13 protein-coding genes and 1 pseudogene are annotated in these 21,181 nt (G+C 69.4%); 2 read left to right on the plus strand and 12 right to left on the minus strand.

Features of this window, described 5'->3' with window-relative positions; genetic code table 11:
- Window positions 1-307 precede the first annotated feature (307 nt).
- Complete coding sequence (locus NQZ70_RS48880; protein WP_129580351.1) at window positions 308-1,102, plus strand: hypothetical protein; 795 nt, start codon at window positions 308-310, stop codon at window positions 1,100-1,102.
- Between the two features lie 398 nt (window positions 1,103-1,500).
- Here the strand turns inward: NQZ70_RS48880 and NQZ70_RS48885 are convergent.
- From NQZ70_RS48885 to NQZ70_RS48905, 5 genes and pseudogenes are all read right to left on the minus strand, one after another.
- Window positions 1,501-1,683, minus strand: a pseudogene (locus NQZ70_RS48885) (ATP-binding protein); the annotation flags it as partial.
- 24 nt (window positions 1,684-1,707) lie between these two features.
- Window positions 1,708-3,825, minus strand: coding sequence for a recombinase family protein (locus NQZ70_RS48890; protein WP_129574328.1), 2,118 nt, complete (start codon window positions 3,823-3,825; stop codon window positions 1,708-1,710).
- A gap of 213 nt (window positions 3,826-4,038) precedes the next feature.
- A complete protein-coding gene (gene istB / locus NQZ70_RS48895) occupies window positions 4,039-4,713 on the minus strand; it encodes an IS21-like element helper ATPase IstB (RefSeq protein WP_269467629.1) in 675 nt (224 codons plus the stop codon).
- Complete coding sequence (gene istA / locus NQZ70_RS48900) at window positions 4,710-5,948, minus strand: IS21 family transposase (RefSeq protein WP_129582014.1); 1,239 nt, start codon at window positions 5,946-5,948, stop codon at window positions 4,710-4,712. Before istA ends, istB begins: the two co-directional genes overlap by 4 nt.
- A gap of 125 nt (window positions 5,949-6,073) precedes the next feature.
- Window positions 6,074-6,397, minus strand: coding sequence for a hypothetical protein (locus NQZ70_RS48905; protein WP_165374549.1), 324 nt, complete (start codon window positions 6,395-6,397; stop codon window positions 6,074-6,076).
- 106 nt (window positions 6,398-6,503) lie between these two features.
- Here NQZ70_RS48905 and NQZ70_RS48910 point away from each other — a divergent pair, with 106 nt between their 5' ends.
- Complete coding sequence (locus tag NQZ70_RS48910; protein WP_237244742.1) at window positions 6,504-6,962, plus strand: hypothetical protein; 459 nt, start codon at window positions 6,504-6,506, stop codon at window positions 6,960-6,962.
- Window positions 6,963-7,812: 850 nt separating this feature from the next.
- Here the strand turns inward: NQZ70_RS48910 and NQZ70_RS48915 are convergent.
- The 7 genes from NQZ70_RS48915 to NQZ70_RS48945 all read right to left on the minus strand — a co-directional run bounded on the left by NQZ70_RS48915 (window position 7,813) and on the right by NQZ70_RS48945 (window position 20,888).
- The gene (locus NQZ70_RS48915) at window positions 7,813-14,496 is read right to left on the minus strand and encodes an RHS repeat-associated core domain-containing protein (RefSeq protein WP_129580353.1); all 6,684 of its coding nucleotides are present in this window, start codon (window positions 14,494-14,496) and stop codon (window positions 7,813-7,815) included.
- Between the two features lie 311 nt (window positions 14,497-14,807).
- The gene (locus NQZ70_RS48920; RefSeq protein ID WP_129580354.1) at window positions 14,808-15,434 is read right to left on the minus strand and encodes a hypothetical protein; all 627 of its coding nucleotides are present in this window, start codon (window positions 15,432-15,434) and stop codon (window positions 14,808-14,810) included.
- A gap of 409 nt (window positions 15,435-15,843) precedes the next feature.
- On the minus strand, window positions 15,844-16,869 hold the full coding sequence (locus NQZ70_RS48925) for a hypothetical protein (protein ID WP_207217669.1): 1,026 nt from the start codon (window positions 16,867-16,869) through the stop codon (window positions 15,844-15,846).
- A 185-nt stretch (window positions 16,870-17,054) separates the two neighbouring features.
- The gene (locus NQZ70_RS48930; RefSeq protein ID WP_129580356.1) at window positions 17,055-17,954 is read right to left on the minus strand and encodes a hypothetical protein; all 900 of its coding nucleotides are present in this window, start codon (window positions 17,952-17,954) and stop codon (window positions 17,055-17,057) included.
- A gap of 267 nt (window positions 17,955-18,221) precedes the next feature.
- Entirely contained in the window at window positions 18,222-18,950 is a 729-nt protein-coding gene (locus NQZ70_RS48935) for a Crp/Fnr family transcriptional regulator (RefSeq protein WP_129580357.1), read from the minus strand.
- 98 nt (window positions 18,951-19,048) lie between these two features.
- The gene (locus NQZ70_RS48940) at window positions 19,049-19,858 is read right to left on the minus strand and encodes a Crp/Fnr family transcriptional regulator (protein ID WP_324293040.1); all 810 of its coding nucleotides are present in this window, start codon (window positions 19,856-19,858) and stop codon (window positions 19,049-19,051) included.
- On the minus strand, window positions 19,842-20,888 hold the full coding sequence (locus NQZ70_RS48945; protein ID WP_129580359.1) for a hypothetical protein: 1,047 nt from the start codon (window positions 20,886-20,888) through the stop codon (window positions 19,842-19,844). The genes NQZ70_RS48940 and NQZ70_RS48945 overlap by 17 nt, the downstream gene beginning before the upstream one ends.
- Between the last annotated feature and the right edge of the window lie 293 nt (window positions 20,889-21,181).

The following is a 21,181-nucleotide window of genomic DNA, read 5'->3' on the forward strand; positions in this document are numbered from 1 at the left end:
CCCGAGTCAACCGCCGTTCTGGAGTCGATGCCCCTTGCCGATGATGAGCTCAAGGCATTCGTCAGGGCATTTGTGCCCGGCCGACACGCTCCTCCGTCGTGCTCGAGCCGAGCGACGCGCCGCGGCCCCTCGGTGCTTCACCGGGCGGAGGGCTGCGTGCGCCCCGCCCGCGCGGCGAGGGGGGCTCGGTGGGGCGCTGCCGGCCCGCGGTGAACGTGCCGGCGTCTTGCGATGCGCTCGCACATCGACGAGCCTGCCGGGCCATGTCGCGGCCGTTCCGGCCGCGCTCCCCGAGAAGGAGGGATGCATGGCGTCGAAATTGGTGACCGACAGGGACAAGTCCAGCCGCGCCGTGGCCGCGTCGGCCGAGACGCACGCCGACGAGATCGCGAAGGGGATTGCGGCCGAGCTCGCGCCCTGCCTGAGGTCCGGCGAGAAGATGCCCGACGTGTCGTTGCTCGTGCGCCTCGTCGCGCGCCGGCTCGCCGCGGACACGGCCGCGCTCGTGGCGGCCGATGACGCGCACGAGCGCGAGCTCGCCGACGACGCCGCGCCTCGCGAGGCGCGCGACGAGGCGGCCGCCCGGCTGCGCTCGGTGCTCGTCGACGGGCGCGCCGCCGTCGACGCGGCGTTCGGGCCGGCGGGCCTGCGCAAGCTGCTGCTGGACGGGGCCGTGCCCGAGGACCCCTCCGTGCTCGCGACGACCGGCGAGCGGGTCGTGAGCGCCCTGCGGGACGCGGAGATCAAGCTCCCGAAGCCGAGGCGCGCGTCGATGAAGCTCGATCGCGCCGCGCTCGCCGACGAGATCGCGGCCGAGCTGCCGGCGCTGAAGAAGGCGCTCGCGAAGGTCGCGACCGAGGAGCGCGAGAAGGAGGCGACGCTGCGCGCCAAGCAGAGCGCCATGCGCAAGAGCGACAAGAGCTTCGGCCAGGGCGCGGCGTTGCTCGCCGCGAGCTTCACGTTCGCCGGCCTCGAGGATCTCGCCGCCAAGGTGCGCCCGTCCGGTCGCAGGCCCGGGCGGACCGCGGCCGAGGAGGACGACGCGCCGCCCGTCGAGGAGCCCGCCTCGCCCGAGCCTGCTCCCCCGCTCGAAGGCGGCTGACGCCGGCCGAGCCTGAGAGGGGCGCCCACGCTGCCCACATCGCGCTGCCACGGCGAAGTTGCGCTGGCACGGCCGAGAAACGCGATGATCCCGCGGCGAGGCGCGTTCCGAGCCGTTCCCCTCGGGCGTCGCCGCGGGCGCAGCCGTTCCGAAGCGTTCGGCGGCGCCGGCGCCGCCGGATCTCGCCTTTCTGACGGCTCCAGCGCCGTCTCGCCCCGGGCTCGTCGCCCGCGGAGCGGCTGCTGCGCCGTCTCGCCCCGGGCTCGTCGCCCGCGGAACGGCTGCTGCGCCGTCTCGCCCCGGAACCGTCGCCCGCGGAACGGCTGCTGCTGTCAAGCGACAGTAACTTTTGACCCCCTTACGACAGTAAAACTGACCCCCTCCCTGCGCCCCCAGTGTCACCTGGCCGACGCGGCGTTCCCGCCGAGCAGCCCCGCCTTCTTTTTCTGCTTCAGCCTGTAGCTGTCTCCCGAGATCATCAGGGTGTGGCTGTGGTGGAGCAGACGGTCGAGGATCGCGGCAGCGAGGACTTCATCCCCGAAGACCGCGCCCCACTGCGTCACCACCTGGTTTGTCGTGATCGACCACGCATGATGCATCTCCTGTCACGTTTTCTTCGAGGGCTTCCTCGCCTGGTGCATGAGGTTCTTGCGGCGGAGTTGGCGCAGCCGCCGCAGCTCGGCCTTATCGGCGATCACCGCCCGCTGGCCGTCGATCCAGCGCGTTTGCACCAGCCCGCGGTTGACCCACCCGTACATCGTCACGACGGGCATCTTCAGCTCGCGAGCCAGATCTGCAAGCCACCAAGCGTTCTCTGCGTCCCTGGGGGGCGGCTTGGGGCCGCGAGGCACGTTACCGTAACGATGCAGCAGCATCCGCACGAGGCGCTCGTTGAAGTGGTTGTGCTGCGTCGGGGTGATCCAGCCGTCAGCATTGAGTTGCTCGGCGATGCGCCCTGCGGTGAAGCCTTTGCGGCGCAAGTCGTGGATCGTAGCCATGAGCGCGTCCTTGTCGCCCGTCTGGACAAGCTTGTGGACGGGGCGGCGGAGGCGTTGGTGCGTCAGACGGCCACCGGCCCAATGCACCACGAGATCCGTCCACGAGCTCTCGCGGTTGGCCGAGATATCGACATGGTCGATGAGGAGCCGCAACACCGTCCTGCGATCCGCGGGCGTCGTGGTGGGCGCGTTCCAGAGCGCCGGCAGGTCGGTCGCCAAGGCGCGGATGGCAGCGACGTCGTCGGGCGTCAGGGCCTGCGGCATCTGCTTCGAGTGCCGCTCGTACGACTCGCGCAGGTCGCGCTCCGCGCGGAGAGCGTCCTCCCAGGCGCGCTCGAGAGTGCGGGCGACGAGTCGATTCTCGGGCTCGACGCTCTTGAACTGGCGCGCGGCGCGCTCCGCCTCGTAGCGTGCCCGTTCGAGTCGCTGCTGCCAGAGAGCCTCCTGCTGGGCGCGCTGCTGCTCGAGATCGGCGCGGACCCGAAGGCTAATCTCCAATGCGGCCGGAGCCAGCGCCGCGATCGCCAATGCCGTAACAGCCTGATCGATGCAGCTACCCGAGATATTGATGCAGAGACGGCTGCCATGGTGGGCCGCCTCCTGACCGCAGACGTAATGCGGATAGATTCGGCCCTTGTATTTAGCGTACCGGACGAACATGCCCAGGTTGCAGCGACCGCACCTGATGAGCCCTTGAAGCAAGGCACTCCCGCTGCGTACCGCACCCGTGCTGTTTGACTTTCGGTTGGCCTTCAAGCGAGCCTGGTTACGCTCAAATTGCTCCCATGTGATGTAGGCGGGAAAGCGATCGCGGACGCAGGCTTGCCAGTCCTCCGGCTCGACCAGCGGTGTGCGCCCCGTGGCCGGGCGCCCGGGTTGTTGTCGCCGTGGATCCGTCTGTCGCCGTCCGTACACATACGCACCTGCGTAGATGGGATTGCGGAGCATGTTGATGACCATACCGCGGTGGGGACGGTGCCACTCGAGAGCTCCGCGGTCGCCTCCAGAGCGACGGCGCACGCCTATCTGAAGTCCCTGCTCGACCAGGGAACGGAGCACTCCGTGCGCGGTCCCGAGGCGGTCAAATTGCTCGAAGACGAAGCGCACGACCGCCTGGACCGACTCATCCGGATCGAGGACGACCTCGCCGGATGCCTGCAGGAGGTAGCCCGATGGCACCGGCTTGCTCAGTTCTCCACGGCGCGCCTTCTGCCGCTTGCCCTGGAGCAGCCGCTGCCGCAGGATGTGTAGCTCCGCTTCGGACATCGTCCCCTTCAGCCCCAGGAGCAGGCGATCGTTGTAGAGCGACGGGTCATAGAGTCCGTCCAGGTCGGCAATCAGGGTGCCGAAGCGAGCGCACAGCTCGAGCAATTGGTGCCAGTCCTTGTTCGAGCGCGCGAGCCGAGACATCTCCACACCCAAGATGATTCCAACGTGGTCGAGCGCGACCTCGGCCAAGAGCCGCTGGAAGTCCTGCCGCCCTGCCGCCGACGCCCCAGAGGTCCCGAGATCCTCGTCGAGCACCAGGATGCGCCCCGATTCCCAGCCGAGCTCGCGCGCCATGGTTTCGAGGCTGTATTGTAGGCGGGTCGACTCCTGGTGGTGCTGGACCTGATGCAGTGAGGACTGCCGGATGTACACGACCGCGAGGCGTTCAAGGTGGCGACCTCCGATCTTCGTCGGGCGCTCCTCGATTCGCACGTTCGGCGCCGCCGACGTCTTCATCGGCCGCCTCCTCGCGCGCCGCCAGGTGGCGGCTTATCATCAGACTCAGAACGCTTACGAGTTGTGTTTGACGCTCGGGCGTCAGTACCGTCCACAGATGATCCGCCGTGGTCCTCTGCGCGGACATGGGGCACCGTTCGTCCTGGATCGCGCCGCTCTTGCGGGGCTCCGTCGCACCGCATGTGCAGCCAGCGTGCCAGCGCCAGCAATGCCTCAGCGGCGACGATCGGCTGAGTGGGGTTCGAATCCTCTGTGACTCTCGCTGTACTGGGCTTGGTTGATCGTGATCAAGGTGCTGCTCTTCTCGTATCTCCTGGCAACAAGCTGGAAGAAGAGATGGGCGCTCTGCCTCTCGAAGGGCAAGTAGCCCAGCTCATCGACCACCAGAAGCTTCGGCTTCGTGTAGAAGAGGAGCTTCTCCGCGAGCTGCCCCTCGGTTTCCGCCTTCGAGAGCGTCGCCAGGAGCGCGGTCGCGCTCGTGAAGAGCACCGAGTGCCCCGCCTCGACGGCGGCCCGCCCCAGCGCGATGGCCAGATGAGTCTTGCCCACCCCGGGAGGGCCGAACACCAGCACGTTCTCGGCCTCGGCGATGAAGCGCCCGGTGGCGAGCTCGCGGACGAGCTTCTGGTCGATCGAGGGCTGGAACTTGAAGTCGAAGTCCTCGAGGGTCTTGATCGCGGGGAAGTGCGCGATCTGGATCCCCATCGCCACCCGCTTGCGCTGCTTGGACCCGATCTCCTCGCAGAGCATCTTGTCCAGGAAATCGAGGTAGGTCGGCTCGGTCCTGGCCGCCTCGGACAGTAGGGCGTCGAGCCGCTCGGCGATGGATCGCATCCTGAGCCGGCTCAGGCTCTCGACGACGCGTGCATGCACCAGCTCGCGGCTCACGAGGCCACCCCCTCGATGACGGCTGCGTAGTCCGACAGGCTTCGGCCCATGGCCTCCAGGGCGCTCAGGGGCGCCTCTGGCGGCGTCGGCGCGGCGGGCCTGCGCCACAGCCCGTCGAAGTGGCTGGGGTCGGTGACGCGAGCATGGGGCTCGAACGAGCGCTCATGCCGCGCCACCAGCTCCGTTCCTCGGTAGATGCGGACCTCGCGCTCGCCGACGACGACCTCCACGGTGTCGCGCACAAGCTGGTGCGGGACGCTGTAGCGGACCGTGTCGACGTCGACGAGGGCGTCGTTGGCCACGCGTCGGCGAAGCCGCTGCTCTCGGACCGGCAGGGGCCGTGACGGCAACGGCCGGAGCGCGTGCCGCTCATCGCGCTCGAAGCGCACAAGCGGCGCCTCGTGCGTCGTGCCATGGATGCGGTGGTCGGCCTCGGCCATCCACCGGACCAGGTGGGCTTCGAGCGCGGCGAAGGACTCGAACTCGCGCCCGGCCAGCCCGTTGCGCTTGACGTACTTGACGCCCGACTCCGTCTTGCCCTTGGTGCGCGCCCGGTAGGGCCCGCAGGCGCGCGGGGTGACGTCCCAGTCCCGGCAGAAGGCGAGATAAGCCGGGTGGAACGTCACGGAGCCTGTCTCGCGCTCGCGGCCGAGCACCAGCGAGCGCGCATTGTCCCCGAGCACGGTGCGAGGCACGCCGCCGAAGTGGCGGAAGGCTTCCGCAATCCCTTCGCGCCAATCGTCCTGTCGCTCGCTCAGAAAAGCCTTGACGAAGAGCCGCCGTGAGTGACTCAATACGGCGACCAGCAGGTGCACCCGGACCAACGTGCCGGCGATGCGGACCTGCTTCTGACCGAAGTCGATCTGCATCTGATAGCCAGGGTCGGTCTCGAACCGCACGCTGGCCACGTCGGCAGCCCTCTGCCCACGGCGAAGATCGGCAACGACGCGCTGCACGGTCCTCGGGCTCACCGTGATGCCACGGCTGACAAGCTCGCCTGCGACGACCACGGCGTTGCCCTCCGCCAAGCCGGTGAAGAGCTGCTTGGCCTCAGCGCGGCCATCCTCGTCCAAGCAGCGACCACGAGGGCGTACCTGCACCTCGGCGGTGGCTCCACCGCGCAAATAACGGCGGACCGTGTTGCGAGCCACGCCGAGCTCCGCGGCGATCCGTTTGGAGCCCCACCCTCGGGCCGTAAGCTCGCGAATCTGCCGGATAACGTCCGGCTCGATCATCTCTTGCACCTCCGAACCGAGAGGTGCCACGTCCAAGTCCCTGATTTCCATGCCGTTTCCTCCGCTCTGGCGCGAGGGAGGGGGGTCAGTTTTACTGTCGCGCGGGGGTCATTTTTACTGACGCTCTACAGGGCTTCGCGCAGGAGCTCTCGGAGCAGCTGCGCACGCTGCTGCTCGACATCCGGCGCGAGCATCCCGACGCCTCGGTGCCGCTCATCCTCAAGACGCTCGTCGACGAGGGGCGGCTCGAAGCGGGCACGGTCTCCGAGCCCACCGTACGGCGCCTGTACGCGGCGCACGGACTTCGCCGCCGCGCGGAGCGCGCCGAGGGCGAGCCGAAGAGGCGGCTGCGCTGGCAAGCCGAGCGCCCCGGCGCGCTCTGGCACGGTGACGTCTGTCACGTGACCGGCTGCACCGTCGGCGGCAAAGCGATGCCGATCCGCATCCACGGGCTGCTCGACGACGCCTCTCGCTACCCTGGCAGCTCGATCAGGGCTACCTCGCTGGCCAGGTCGTCTCGGTCGCCCGATGCTTCGTCGCGTCCGGCGAGCCGCCGTGGGTCGAGCACGAGGGCAAGCGCCTTGTGCTGCATCCCGTCGATCCGCAGAGCAACGCGCGGCGCATCATCTCCGCATACTACTTAATTATGAGTGGGATAGCCGCGCACTGCTGTCGCTCATCCTGGTAGGGCTCTCCGATCTACAAGACAGGCTTGAGCTGCGCAAGAACCGCGCGCTGTATTCGCGCATCGAGCGCCGTATCTCGATCGGCGCGATGGCCCCTGACGATACTGGCGAGTACGTGCGGCTACGGATGAGCCGCGCCGGTGCCGACCGCGAGGTCTTCACCGCCGACGCGCTCACCCTGCTCCACGAGGCCGCTGGCTCGAGCCTGCGCGACATCGACCGCATGGCCACCGCCGCGCTGCGGGAGGCGGAGCGGCGGAAGAAGAAGCTCGTCGAGCGCGACGTGATGGCGCGCATCGTCGGCGACCTGGGGACGGACGGCAGCTGACGCCGACCGCGACGACGGGACTAGCTCGGCGCCGGCGCAGGAGCTCCTCGCCGACACCGGCGCCGACGTCCAAGACGATAATGGCCATCCTGCGGCGGCCTGCGGCGCACATCCGAGGGATGGCCATCGCGCTCCTTGACCGCAACCGAGCACCCCCTCGATGGCCATCAATGAGCCTGCTCGACGGACCATCAGCCAGCCTGCGCGTCAACAGTGCGGCGGCCTGCGGGACGGTGACTTCCGACCCTTGCGACATCAGCGCCTGCGTGAACCCCTGGATCCCCGCCGCGATGTTGCCGACCCCACCGACGACGAGCCCGGTCGACACGACGATCGCAGGCACGCCGATCGCCGCGCCGACGCCGGTGGCGCTCGTGATGCCCCCGAAGACCTCCCCCGTCAAGCCCCCGATCGTGAGGGCGAGCCCACCCACGATCTGCCCGATGGCCAGCCCCATCCTGGCTTCCGGCGTCCCTTGGGCGAGCACGCCCGCGGCGTCCAGCAACCCATTGCCCCGCGCCGGCGAAAGATTGACCAACTTGCATGCCGCGCAACACCGCTTGGCTCGGGTCTCTCTATTGAGGCTCTCGAGTCCATTCTCCTCCCACTTTGCTGCGAAAGGCTACCCATCCGAGGGGCAGGTCAGCCACCTCCGTTACGCTCGGATCCATAGCGACGATCTCTTCCAGATGGACGATCCGACCATCGCCCGGGTCGCTGGTTGTTCCACATAAAAATTGCCATCCGCCGTCGTCCGCGTCATGGGAGATCATCAGGATTGGGGCCCCCGTGAGGACTGGCGCCGTTGTGATAACGCCGAGGCACGGATCCTCTTCGAAACCTAGGTGGCTCACTTGGGTCCCTTCTCCAGGTTGCAGTTGCGACATAGAAGTTGCCCGTTCTCAACCGTGCCGGAACCTCCCTTTAGCCGGGAAGTCACGTGATCGACATGTCCTTCATGATTAGGTGGAGTTACGGATTTCGTGTGCTTCTGAGGCTTGACAACGTTGGCGCCACAGTTGTCGCACTTGTTAACCCCCCCATGCACAGCCGCGTTCTGTTTCCATATTTCGTCCTTCCCGGCCTTCGTAAATGGCTGTGCAGGTCGGCTTCCTGGCGCGCCGCCCCGCGCGGCGGGTGCTGCGCCCTGCGGGCCCTTGCTCCCAGAGCCTTGCGACATCAGCGCCTGCGACAGGCCCTGGATCCCCGCCGCAATGTTCCCAATGCCACCGACGACGAGCCCGGTCGACACGACGATCGCAGGCACGCCGATCGCTGCGCCGACGCCGGTGGCGCTCGTGATGCCCCCGAAGACCTCCCCCGTCAAGCCCCCGATCGTGAGGGCGAGCCCTCCCACGATCTGCCCGATGGCCAGGCCCATCCGGGCTTCGGGCGTCCCATGGGCCAGCACGCCCGCGGCGTCCAGCAGCCCATGCCCGACGCCGGCGAAAGGCACCGCCCCGAGCAGCAGCCCGGCGACGAAACCGCCCTCGAGCTGCACATAGGGGTTCTGCGACCAGTCGATCGGCGCCGTGGTCACCGGCTGCGGCACATGCCCGGCGGCGCTCCCCGTCGTGCTGACGTCGATCGGCGGCATGGCGCCGCCCGTCTCGGCAGCCACGGTGTTGGTATCGGTGTCGGGGCGCGCCTCGTGCTTCGGCAATGGGACGACGCGCAGATCGAGTCCGAGCGGCGCCAGGTCGTGTACTTCCAACCTGAGCTCTGCGCCAGGCGGTGGCGGTGGGCGAGCCCCGTCCTCCGGGGGTGCTTGCTGAAAACCGCCCGGGTCGACGTAGGCGAGCGGGTTGTTCAGCACGTAGCTGTACGGGTTCCAGCTCTGACCAAAGAACGGAAGGGAGATGATCGGGTCCGTCGTCAAGAATCGCCCGATCCTGGGATCGTAGATCCTGCCCTTCATGTTCACGAGCCCGAGCTCATCGTCGCTCTCGTGCCCGGTGAACCCCTGCGTCGTCTCGCTCGGGAAAGACGCAGGCGGGCGCTCTCCCCATACGGGGTTCCTGCGCTGCCCGAACGGGTCGTAGCTCCGCCGCTCGATCACGTCGCCGTCCTCGTCGGTGAGTGCGTCGACCGAGCCGAGGTGATCGACGTGCACGTAACGGGTGCCGTCGTCCGAGCCTCCCCGGGTCACGATCGCCACCACGCGCTCCGGCGAGTGGACGTGGTACCGATGCTCCACGGTGCCCGACGCCCGATCGGTGACCCGCTCGTACAGGTGGCCGAAGTAGAGCGTCTCCTTCTCCGGCGTGGTCTTGCGGATCCGCCGCTGGTCGCCGTCGTACCCGAAGGTGATGGTGGCCGCGCCCTGTGTGATGCGCTCCGGCAGGTCGAACGGCGTATAGCGCACCGTCGTGCCGCGGGGCCGCGCGATCTGATTGCCAGCGGCGTCGTAGGCGAAGCTGCCCGTGTCCGCGCCGGTGACCGCGTGCGGGTGAAACGGGTCATCGTAGGAGAGCGTTCCGACGTCCGACTTGAAGGTGAGATTGCCGTTCGGGTGGTAGTCGTAGCGGAGCGCGCAGGGCGCCGACGCGCGCTCGACTTCGCTGAAGTACGCGCAGGTCAGCCGCTGGAGCGGGTCATACCGGAAACGCTCCGTCGTGTTCTCGGGCTGGAGCGCGTCGGTGCGGCGCGTGAGATTCAGGAGATCGTCGAACCCGTAGTCCAGGTCCTGCACCTCCCCTGCGCCGCTCTGCGTCGCCATGTGCCTCAGGCGCTGCTTGTCGGCGAAGTAGCTCCGCTCCGTGACGGCGCCGTTGCCGAACACCTCCTCCCGGAAGCGCCCCGCGTCGTCCACGTCCGAAAGGCGCCAGTAGGCGAGCTTCGTTCCGCTGTCGCGCACGGCGAGCACATGGCCGTGCGCGTCGCGATCGTGGACCACGATGAACGGCGCCGCGCCGGCCGGCGCCGGATACGTGACCGTCTCGGTGCGACCGAATTCGTCGTAGCCCAGCCTGGCCTCCAGGGGAGAGCGCTCGCCGTCGATGCGGAGCGAGATCCTGTCGAGCTGGCTGCGGTCGGTGTACCCGAATGTCTTCTCCCCGTCGCGGCTCGCGAGCGCGTGGAGCTTGCCGATCCCATGCGCCGCGGTGTCCCAGGTCCACGTGGTCGTCAGGCTCTCCGCGCCGTCCTGGTCCACGCGCGAGCGGGGTCGACCGAGCGCGTCGTACGTCCACGTGACCTTTCGCTCGAGCGCATCGGTCGAGGAGATCAGCTCGCCGAAGCCGTCATGGATCGAGACCGTCGTGCCCCGATCGGGGTCGTCGAGCCGCCGGACGCGGCCGAACGCGTCGCGCGTCGTGCGCGTCACCGCGCCGCCTGGATCGGTGACCGTGTGGAGCATGCCGAACGGGCCGTAACTGTAGCGTGTGATCCCGTCGGCCGCGTCGGTGATGGTCTTGATGCGCCCCAGCGGGTCCTGCTCGGTCACCGTCACGTGATCGAGCGGGTCGGTGACGCGCACGAGCAGGCCATCGTACGCCGTCGTCGTGACCGCGTTCCACGGCGTCGTATGCCGCACCTCGCGGCCCACGGCGTCGTGCTCGTAGCGCTCGTACAGCCGCTCACGCTCGGGCGTATCTTCGCTGACCGGCACCGAGCGCCGCGCGATGCGCTCGCCCAGCGCGTCGTACCCGATCTCTTGCAGGATGCGCTTTGCCTTGCTCGAGCCCTGCGCAGCTTCCGGGTCGGGCCCGTACCACCACCACCGGATCGGGCGGCCAAGGCTGTCGAATTCGACCGTGTCGTCGGCGCCGCCAGCCGTGGTGCTCCGCTGCCTCACCCTCCAGGCATCGTGCTCCGGGCCGCCGTCCTCGGTGCGGGAGAGCGTGACCGTCGTCGTCGTGCCATCCGGGCGCGTCTCGATGCCGAGCCGCCCGAATCCGTCGTGTGCCCACGTCGTCACGAGCTGATTCGGATCGACCTGCTCGAGGAGCACGCCGAGCGCGCCGTCGAACTCCACGAGCGTGGTGTGCCCGGCCGCGTTCACGTACTTCTCGGGGAAGAGGCCCTCTTCGTCGAAGCCCGTGCTGGATGTGCGCTTGTGCCCGAAGGCGTCCTCCGCCGTGACGTTGGTGATGTTCCCGAAGTCGTCGCGCGCATAGGTGAGCTTCAGCTTCGTGTCCCGCAGGCCGTCGTCGCTCTCCGTGGACTCGGTCTCCACCTCGCCGTAGATCGTGGTCGTTCGCGTGAGGCTCCGGCACTGCGACATCCCCGCCGCCGCGCTGCACTCCTCCTGCGTTTCGAGCTGGCCGAGGACCCAGCGCTCGGTGTCGTTCGTGAACGTCCGCGTGACCTTGAGCGTCAGGTCGACGCCATCGGTCGAGACCTCCTCGGCGCGCACGTTGCCGAACGGGTCGAAGTCCGTCACCTTCGATACCGAATCGTGCAGCAGCGTCGCGCCGTCGCCGCCGCCGCGCTCGATCTCCCGCACGTACGCCTCGATGGACGGCGCCGCGCCGCCCGGGGGCGGATAGACCCCTTGCGTTCGCCTCACCCGGCGCTCGGTGGACAGCGTGAAGTACGTCGCGCCGTCGTTCGTCGATACGAGCGTCCGCGTCACGTCGACGCACGAGAGCTCGATCTGCTCCGGCCTGGGCTGGCTCGCCAGCCCAGGAGCCCCGCGGAACGTCCGCTGGACGCTCCCGGCGAAGGGAAAGACCTGGAGCTCGTCGTCGAAGGTGACGTGGTCGTAGACGTCGATCGCCACGGCGCCCGTATCCAGGTCGGAGACGATCCGCTCCCCGAACCCGAGAAATCCGCGGCCCAGCCGGTGGTAGCGCCCGTCGCGGTAGCCGACCTCGAAGCGCCGCGGTCGATCCGCGCCGTTGTTGAGCGCATACGCGCTGACCACCCGGCGAGGGCCCACGACGCAGCGCCGCGGGTAGCCGCAGTCGTCCGCCGCGCCGGAACGCGCGAGGTAGAGCGGGCTCTCCCGCGCCGGATCCCCCGCTCCGTCGCCCGTTGCCACCGACGCGTCGGTCAGATGCCCGTACGAGATGCTCACGTTGGGCACGAAGCCCGGCTCGGTCGGGTCGTGCGCGTTCATCCCGTCCGAGACCGCGACCAGCAGATCCTGGTCGGCCGAGAGGTTCCGGAAGACGTTGAACACGCCGCCGAGCGACAGGATCACGTCCTGCGCCCCATCCCCGTCGACGTCGCCGATGCGCGGCCCGCGCGGATCGGCGAGGGTGACCGCGCCGCCAAGGCTGGCCTCGAACGGGACCCCTGCATCGACGAGCCTGAACGGCGGCCCCGCGCGATCGCCGGTCGCCAGCAGGACGGCCCATGACGGGAGCGCGTCGGAGCCGCCCAGCAGCATGCCTGGAGGAACCGGCATGAGCAGATCCTGCCGCCCGTCGCCGTTGACGTCGAGCGGTACGGCGAACCGGAAGAACGCGTCCTGATCGGGAAGACCGAACAGATCCCCGAAGCTGAACGCGTCCACGGTCCGGAACGGCGAGGCCACGAAGGTCGGCCCCGTGTTGAAGTAAGTATAGAGCTGGTGGTCACCCGGGCCGGATTCGACGGCATCGGGCAGGCCGTCTCCGTTCACGTCGAGAAAGACGACGCGGCCTCCGCCCCACACGACCGGTAGCTCGGTGTCGATCACCTCCCAGCGCCCCTCGCCCCGGCGCATGATCGCGTCGTAGCTCGATCCGAGGACGACCGTCCCGTCACCGAACCGCCGCATCGACGGCACGATGAGATCAATCTTGCTGTCGGCGTCGAGATCGAGCGTGTGGAGCTCCGTATCGCAGGGATAGCCGGTGAGCAGCTCGATCGATTCGCCCATTGGGGCGAATCCCGCGGGCGCCCCGCCGCGTGCGGGCCGCCAGAGATGGACGACCCACACGGCTGCGAGCGGGAGCGGCGCCTGTCCCTCGCGGGCGTGGTCCTCGCACTGGATCAGATCCGGCACGCCATCGCCGTCCAGATCGGCCAGGTGCATCGAAGCGCCGGGGCTGCTCAGGCTCGGCGGCGCGGACGTGACCCCGAGCGGGAAGGGCCGGCGGATGCCCGTGTCATGGAGCGCGAAGGTCCAGTCCGGCCGGGACAGGAGCACATGCCACGTCGTCTTGGCATCGTAGACGTCGTGGAGCAGCACGTCCGCCCGCCCATCGTCGTCGTAGTCCAGGACCGTCCCGAACTCGGGCTGAAGAAGGGCCGGATCGGAGGGCCCCACCGGATCGGCGACCGTGGGCCACTCTTCGAGGAAGGCGAGCTCCGCCGGTGCGAGAAAGGACGGCGAGGCGCGCGGCCCGACGTTTCGCGCCACCCGCCACGCGGTGATCGGATTCATCGGCGTGCTGAGCCCCGCGACCATGTCCGGAATCACGAGGTCGTCGCGCCCGTCGGCGTCGATGTCGAACACCATCGGGCTCGCCCTCTCGGAGACCGGCTTGTCGATGTCCGTCGTCACCCGCTCGAATCCGGGCGTGGCGCGGTTGTAGCGAAACCGCGTGGCGGGCTTGCAAACCCCGTCGCTCGCGCACTCCTCGACCTGCGTCAGGAGCGTGCGGCGCGTCGCCGGGCCGAGCTCGTAGCCGAACCCGTAGCGCCGGACCAGGGTATCGCCCGGGCCGAGCATCTGAATCTCGTCCAGGCGAAGCGCACGCTGGAGCGCCATGCCGCCCGAATAGTCGGTGCGAATCGCAGCCGGATCCTTCGTCCCATACACGAAGCGCACCGCCCGCGAAGGCTCGAGCGACGGCGATCCCTCAAAAGCCGTGTAGCGGATCTCGTCGACGGCGTACTCGGCGGCATGGCCGTCCTCCGCCTCGGCGAGGCAATACGCGTACGTCATGGCGTTGCCGCGGCCGTCGCGGGCCTTGTTCGCGAGCCACGCGCGCGGGACGCCTCCCCGGGCGAGCGGCTTGCTGCCCTCGTTGCGCCCGTACTCGACGACGCGGCCGGTGGGCAGATGGGCCTCGAAGAAGAGCGCCTCGGCGGGCGCACCGCCTTCCGGACCGTAGTGCCCGACCACCTTGACGAAGGTGTCCGGGAACATCCGGTATTCGATGGTTCCCGGCCGCTCTCGCACAGGCACGAGGCGCTGGCCGTCGAGGCAGAGCGCGTCGTCGCCGTCGTACCTCACGCCGCGGATCTCCCCGTCCTGCGCGAGGCTCTTCGGACATCGCGTGATCGCGGACAGCCCGGCGATCGAGAAGCCGGCGCCGAGCACGCCGGCGCCGCCATCGCTGCGATAGACGATCTGGAGCCGAGGTCCCATGCCCGCGCGGGAGGGCACGGTGGTCAAGTCCATCGTGTACACGGCCTCCCCGGTGCTCGAGATGGAGAACGTCCCCGGAATCGTGCCGGCCGCGACGGTCTCGACCTCCGGCGCGGAGCGGGGCGTGGCAGGGCGGTGCGCGCGCTCGGTCCGGCAGGCGATGAAGCCATGCGGCTCCGGGATCGGGTCGCCGAAGCTGCACTGACACCCGCCCTGCGCGACCACGCAAGCGAGAAACATCAAGAGCGGGATCAGCGCCCGGGGCACACATCGAGGAACGATCGCCATCGCAGCCTCCCTCGCGCCGAGGAGGCCATGACACGGCGGCCCGAGTCAACCGCTGTTCTGGAGTCGATACCGCCTGCCTATGCCGAGTTCGAGCCATTCGTCGGGACATCTGTGCCCGGCCGACATGCACGCACAGCAGGAATGCCTTGTGTCGATAATGCATTCCGCCGTCTGCACTGGAGCGCAGCGAGCCGAGCTCGATCGGACGGTGCATCGACATCATCGCCCGCCCATCGCCCTGGGGGTGGCCCTGGTTAGAGTCAGCCCGCCGGGGTCGGCACGCCGCTTACAACGACCCAATCGACGCCGGACTACTCGCACGCCACGGGGCAAGCGCCGCCGCAGTCGATGCCGGTCTCTTGGCCGTTCTGCGTGCCGTCGGTGCACGTCGGCGCGCGGCACACGTTGCCGATGCACACGCCGCTCGTGCAGTCCCGGTGATACGCGCACCGCTCACCGTCGGAGCACGCGGGCGCGTCACGGCCGCCGCAATCAACGTCCGTCTCGCTGCCGTTCGCCCGCCCGTCGCTGGCGGTGGGGGCGGCGCAGCGCTCAGACTTGCAGGCGCCAGAGGAGCAATCCGCATCGAGCTGGCACTTCTGACCATCTGCGCACGGCACGCAGGGGCCGCCGCAATCGGTGTCCGTCTCGCCGTCACCATGACGGTTGTCGACGCAGTGACCAGGCACGCAGACGTTTTGATCGCACACGTCACTCGTGTCGGAGCAGTCGGCCTGCCTGATGCACCCCACGCAGTTCCCACGCGCGCAGTAGCCGCCGCGACATCGCGTCCCGTCGGGGTGGGCCGTGTGGATCGGTCCGGTCTCGTCGCACTGGTCGACCGTGCAATCGTTCCCGTCATCGTGTATATCGGTGAAATCGATGACATGCTCGATGACGCCATTGCCGTCACACCTCCTCCGCGTGCAGTCCCCCACCTTCTGGATTTCCGTCGTCCCGGCCTGGAACGTGTGCCCGCATCGCCCGGCTTCGCACGAGCTGACGTTCGGGCACGTGGTCGGTATGGGGGGGCACTCGGAGGGCAAACGGCAGTCAAAGTCCGCGCCCTCGCAGCCCCTGGTGCCCTCGGGACAATCCCAGCAAGGACGGCACGCGAGCTTGCAATCCGGATCGTCGGCCCGCCGGAAGTCGCAGCAGATCGCGTAACTCGGGTCCTGGCATTTGCAGACGTCGTCGACACAGACCGTGCCCGGGACGTTCTGAGTGCCAGTATGACAATCTTGGCTCACGTCACAATTGAGATAGGTGTATGGAGAATCGCACGCCAACGGAATCGTGAACCATATCGCCGTCACGACGGCGGACGCGAACATGCGGAATGACATATCACCTCCTAGCTGGACGGCGCATCGTGCACGAATACCATTCTTCGGACTCGCAAAGCTCCTCCGTCGGCGTGCGCGTCGTTCGCCGGGGGGCCGGAGAGGGGGACGAGGCCGGGCGCGTCGGCGCGGCGGCGGGCGCCGGCTCCGCTGGCGCGGGCGGCTCCGCTGGCGCGGGCGGCTCCGCTGGCGCAGGCGGCGCCGTGGCGGACGGCGGCGGTGCAGAGGCCGGCGCAGGGACGTGCACCACGATGGGCGGCGGGCGGAGCAGCACGGCCAGGCTCGCAGCGGTCCCGAGCGCCAGCGCTGCGAGGCCGAGCGCCACGACGGCCACGGGGCCCGTCACACGGGGGGGCTGCGCGGGGCGCTCGGGGACCGACGGCGCCGGGGGTGGCGCGGCCCCGCGCCGTACGGCTCGTATTTCTATCGTCGCCGGGACCGTCGCCCGGTTCGATGGGCTGCGGGGCGTCTTCGGACCGCCGTCCCTCTCGGCGGGGGCCGTATCGCGATCGTCTGGCACGACGAGCTGGGCCGCGAGCACCTCTGTCGATGCGTCTCGCAGACGATCGAAGAGCTCGAGCATGTCGGTGTAACGCTCCTCGTGGTGCTCCGCCGTTCCCCTCGCGATGAGCTCGGCGAGCGGCGCAGGGAGGACGGCGCCCGCCGGCAGGCGATCACGCACGACCCGATCGAGGATCGCCGCCAGGCCGTAGACATCGGCCTGCGGGCCCGTCGGATAGCCGCGCCTCAGCACTTCGGGCGCTTGGGGCCGATGCGTCTCGCACAGCTCGACCCGGAACAGCGCCAGGAATCCAAGCCGCGCGATGCGCACTTCACCCCGCGCGTCGAGGCTCAGAGACTCGATCGTCAGGTCCCCATGACACACGCCCATCTCGTGAGCGGCCGACAGCGCCCCCGCAGCGTTCAGGGCGTGACGAAGCATCTCTGCGATCCCCGGCCATCCACCCGACAGGGAAATGGGCGTCCCTGCTGGCTCGGTGACGACGTACGGGCAGCCCTCTTCCGTCATCCCTCCATCGACGATGGCCGGTGACCACGGGAGCTTTACGCGCCGCAGGCGCTCCAGGCGCTCTGAAAAGCCTGTGTCACCTCGGGGCGCCGCGTAGATGCACCACGGTTCGCCCTCCTTGGTGCATCGCCATCCTTGGAGCGGCGGAGGCGCGTCGATCCGCTCGCCGATCTCGTAACCCTGAATCACCATCGGCGCGCCACTGTCACGGATGCGCCGTCCGGCTGCAGGTACCAGTAGACGCCCGTGCCGGCGCCCAGCAGCGCGGCTCCGATGAACGCGCCGATCGCGACCGTGCGAAGCGTGAAATGCTCCTCCGCGATGTCGGTCACCTCGTCACAGCCGGGCCGTGGCGCGGCGCATCCATTCATCGGGCTGATCTGGTTCGCGCGCCGGACCGCGGTGACGCGCCGGTCCTCCGCGAGCGCGAGCGCGGTCCCGCCGACCACGGCGGCCGTGGCGGCGCCAGCGAGGCCGACGTACATCGGCCACGTCGGGCCCGGCGCGGGCGGCGGAGAGGGCCGGCGCGCGGGGCGGGGGGCGGGCCGCTCCGGCGGGAGCTCGGGCCGCTCCGGGGGGAGCTCGAGCGTCACCTGCCGGCGCTCGCCCGCAGGCACCAGCACGGGAGCAGACGCGCGCCGCCCTGCGCGCTCGACCTCCACGAGATGATCGCCGGCTCGCACCCACGTCTCGTGGACCGCGGGATCGAGCTCCCGCCCGTCCACCCGCACGATCACGTCGGGGTCTGCACGGACGATCAGGCGCCCGAGCCGCGCCTCGACCCGCGCGAGCTCGATCCTGTGCGCCTCGTTGGCGTCCAGGCGCACGCAGATCGCCAGGTACTCCCGGGCCGTGACGAGCTCGCCCATGCGGCTCGACAGCTGCCCAATGTTACAGGCGGCCTCCGGCGCCTGCGCGGCCTCCCACAGCGCCCGCCAGAGCTCGCGAGCGTCGGCCAAGCGGTGCTCCGCGACAGCTCGGTTGGCCGCCTGGATCGTCTGCTCGCGCATGCCGCGGCGCGGCGGCTCGGCGCGGGCGACCGCCGACGCGAGGAGGACAGCCAGACACACACCGAGGAGACGCATGTTGGCGAGGCTACCGCAAGAAAACGCAAAAAACTACGGGGGCAATGGGAGTAGCCATCCACCCGTGGCTTTGCCGGCCGTCCCCGAGCCTTCATTCGTACTTTGCGGCCCAGTCGGTCGATTTTGAGGAAATTGGGCCGCGTCAAACGTAAGGGTGACACGGATTGCAAAGAAGGCGGCGTGGCGCGCTGGTCCTACGGGAGAGCCATCCTTCATCAACTCCCTACGATCCAACCAGGCGCCCGCGTGGAACGAAGGGTTCCGGCGCTACCTGCTCGACGGCGGCCCCTCGTCGCCGGCGATGCGCGCGAGGACATCCGGGAAGAGGTGCAGGCCGCCGCCGCTCACGCGCTCGATCGCGCGGAGCGCCTCGAGCTTGTCGAGGTCCCGCTGGACCGTCTGCCGGACGACGCCGAGGTACGCGGCGATCTGAGAGGCGGTCGGCTTTTCGTCGAGGGCGATGTGGTTCGTGCCGGCCCGCTCGGCGCCGAACCGGCGAGCGTGGTTGAGCAAGAACGCGGCGAGCCGTACGTGCGTCGTCGCCCCGAGCGAGCCGAGCCGTAGCTGGGTCTCGACCACGCGCCGGTACTGTTCATTCCCCCACGCGAAGTTGAGCTCGGCGTCCGCGGCGAGGGCGGCGCGCAGGGCACGGGCCGGCAGCTCCACGAACATGACCGAACCGAGCGGGATCGCCGTCGTGCGGTACCTGACCTCATAGACGGCTTCATCGCCGATGATCTCGCCGGGGCGGTACCACCCGACCGGCACCGTGCGCTCGGCGATCGTGGCGTCGAGCCGGACGGTGCCGCGGACGAGGAGCAGCGCGTGCGCCGCGGGGCTCCCCTCGGCATAGATCGGGTCGGGCCCCTCGGCCTGCGCCGTGCTGCTGGAGCTCGCGATCTGGATCAGCGTGTCGGGGCTCGCACGCTCGAGGACCAGCGAGCGCGCGAGCTGCTCGACTCGGTCATGCAGGGTAATGTCGGGGAGCCGAGGCACGCGCGCATCCTAGACGAGCGCGACCGGTGCGCGGAAGGCCCGACCTCGACCGTCGCTCGTACCTCGAATCGCCACCGGGAGCGGATCTACGCCTCGATTCACCTGCTCGATGGCGGGCCTTCCTGGTCGGCGATGCGCTCGAGCACCGCGGGATGGATGTACAGACCGCCGCTCACGCGCAGGATTCCGCCGAGCTCCTCCAGCTTGTCATAGTCCTTCTGCACCGTTTGCCTCACGACGCCGAGATACGCGGCGATCTGCGAGGCGGTCGGCCGATCCACCAGCAAGAGCTTGTTCGTCTCGAGCTCCTTGCTGCCGAACCGGCGCGCGTAATCCAGCAGGAAGCCCGCGAGGCGAATATGCGTTTTCGCGGCGAGCGCGCCCAGCCGTAGTTGCGTCTCGACCAAGCGCTCATGCTCCAGGTGCCCCCACGCGATCGCGAGCGCGGCATCGGACGCGAGCGCCGCGCGCAGGGCGCCGGCCGGTAGCTGGACGATCGACGTCGGGCTGAGCGGGATCGCCGTCGCGCGGTACGTGGGCTCATACGCGGTTTCCTCTCCGATGAGCTCCCCGCCGCGGTACCACCCGGTCGGCACGGTGCGCCCGCGGATCGTCGCATCGAGCCGAACGGCCCCGCGGACGAGCAGCAGCACGTGCAGCGCGGGGCTCCCCTCGGAATAGAGCGGATCAGGCCCCTCGGCCTGCGCGATCGTGGCGGCGCCGGCGATCTGGGTCAACGTGTCGGGGCTCGCACGCCGGAGCACGGACGAGCGCGCCAGCAGCTCGACGCGGTGACGGAGGAGCTCGTCGGGCAGCGGGGGCACGGGCGCATGGTACGCGAGCGCGCCCCGTGCGCGGAAGAGCGGAGGCGCAGTGTCGCATTTACGACACTTATGACAAGCCCACACCAGGCAGGGTGCGATCCGGCCGGAATTGCGAGGTGGGCTCCTCTTCCTCGCCGGGCTCGCTCAGCACGGGGAGCTCGGTCAGCGCGGCAGCGCGCGCGGCGACCCGGCGATCATCGGCCGGCCTCCACTGCCTGCTTCGCTCGCCCGCGGGCGGGGCTGGATGATCGAGGGGGGCAGCGACCACCTGCGTCTCGGGAGCAGGGGCGGGACGACGCAACGGGCGCTGGCTCGGGCTCGGCCCCGGGACGTGAACGTAGCGGCCCGGCGGCGGTCCTTTCGGCTGTGGCGGCGGCGCCGGGACCGTGGGCGGCAGCGGAGGCGGCTCGCCCGGGGGCACCGTCGGCACGGGGGGCGGCACCAGCGGCTCGACCGGGGCGGGCGCCTCTGGCGCGGCGCTGTCGGCGGGAGCGGGGGCGCCGGGGAGCTCGGCCAGCTCGGCGAAGGCGTCACGACGACGCGAGATCGCGGCCGCGAGGGCGTCGCGCGTGCGAACCATGGTCGTCTCCGAGAGCAAGCGATAGGCGGCATGGATGCGGGAGAGCATGAGCCACGCGTCGACAGAGACCCCCGTAAAGTCCGCGAGGTGCCGCGCCATCCTCTCGTTGATGGCGCGACGCCCGCAGATGACGGCCGCGGCGGCACCGGGGGACAGGCCGGATGCATAGGCAAATCTGGTCTGCCAATCGTCGTCCCCGCGGCAGAGCAGCCTGAAGGCTTCCGCCGGAGACGGCACGGATCGACCGCGAAACTCGTCGATCTCGGCGATCATGGCATCGGCGGTCGCCGCGAACAGCCGAAGGAGGCGTTGCATCTCCTCCACGTCCCAATTTTGAATCGCCCCGACAGCTTCTTTCGCCGCGCGCTCTCGCTCGACTGCGGCGTCCCGCTCGCCTCTGGCTCTGCCGAGCTTTCGGTTCGCGAGGGCGAGCTCACCGACGAGACCGGCGATGACGAGAACCGAGACGAGCAAACCGAGCGCGAGCACACCGGCGTTGATGCGTAACATCTCATGTACCTGAGCCCATGTCATAGGCACCTCCGGACAAAGCGCGGCCCAGCCAGCCTTGAACGCGCCACGCGTCGGCGTCGTCCCCCGGTGGGATGGTCGGGGAAGTAGCCAGCGGGCTGGACCGCGTCGGGGCATGATGTCACATTTGCGACATCATGAGGAGCCCCAAACGGGAATTCGAGAGACGTTGCAAGGTCGGGTCCGCCTGCTCCCCGAGCTGCACCGCCAGGGCGGTGGTGGACGCGGTGACGCGCGGGGCCTGGGCGCGGCGGCTCGCGGTCGACTTTGGTGAACGCCTGGCCAGGGGTGGCCGG

It is taken from the genome of Sorangium sp. So ce836, from assembly GCF_028553905.1.
GTDB classification, from domain to species: Bacteria; Myxococcota_A; Polyangia; order Polyangiales; family Polyangiaceae; genus Sorangium; species Sorangium cellulosum_D.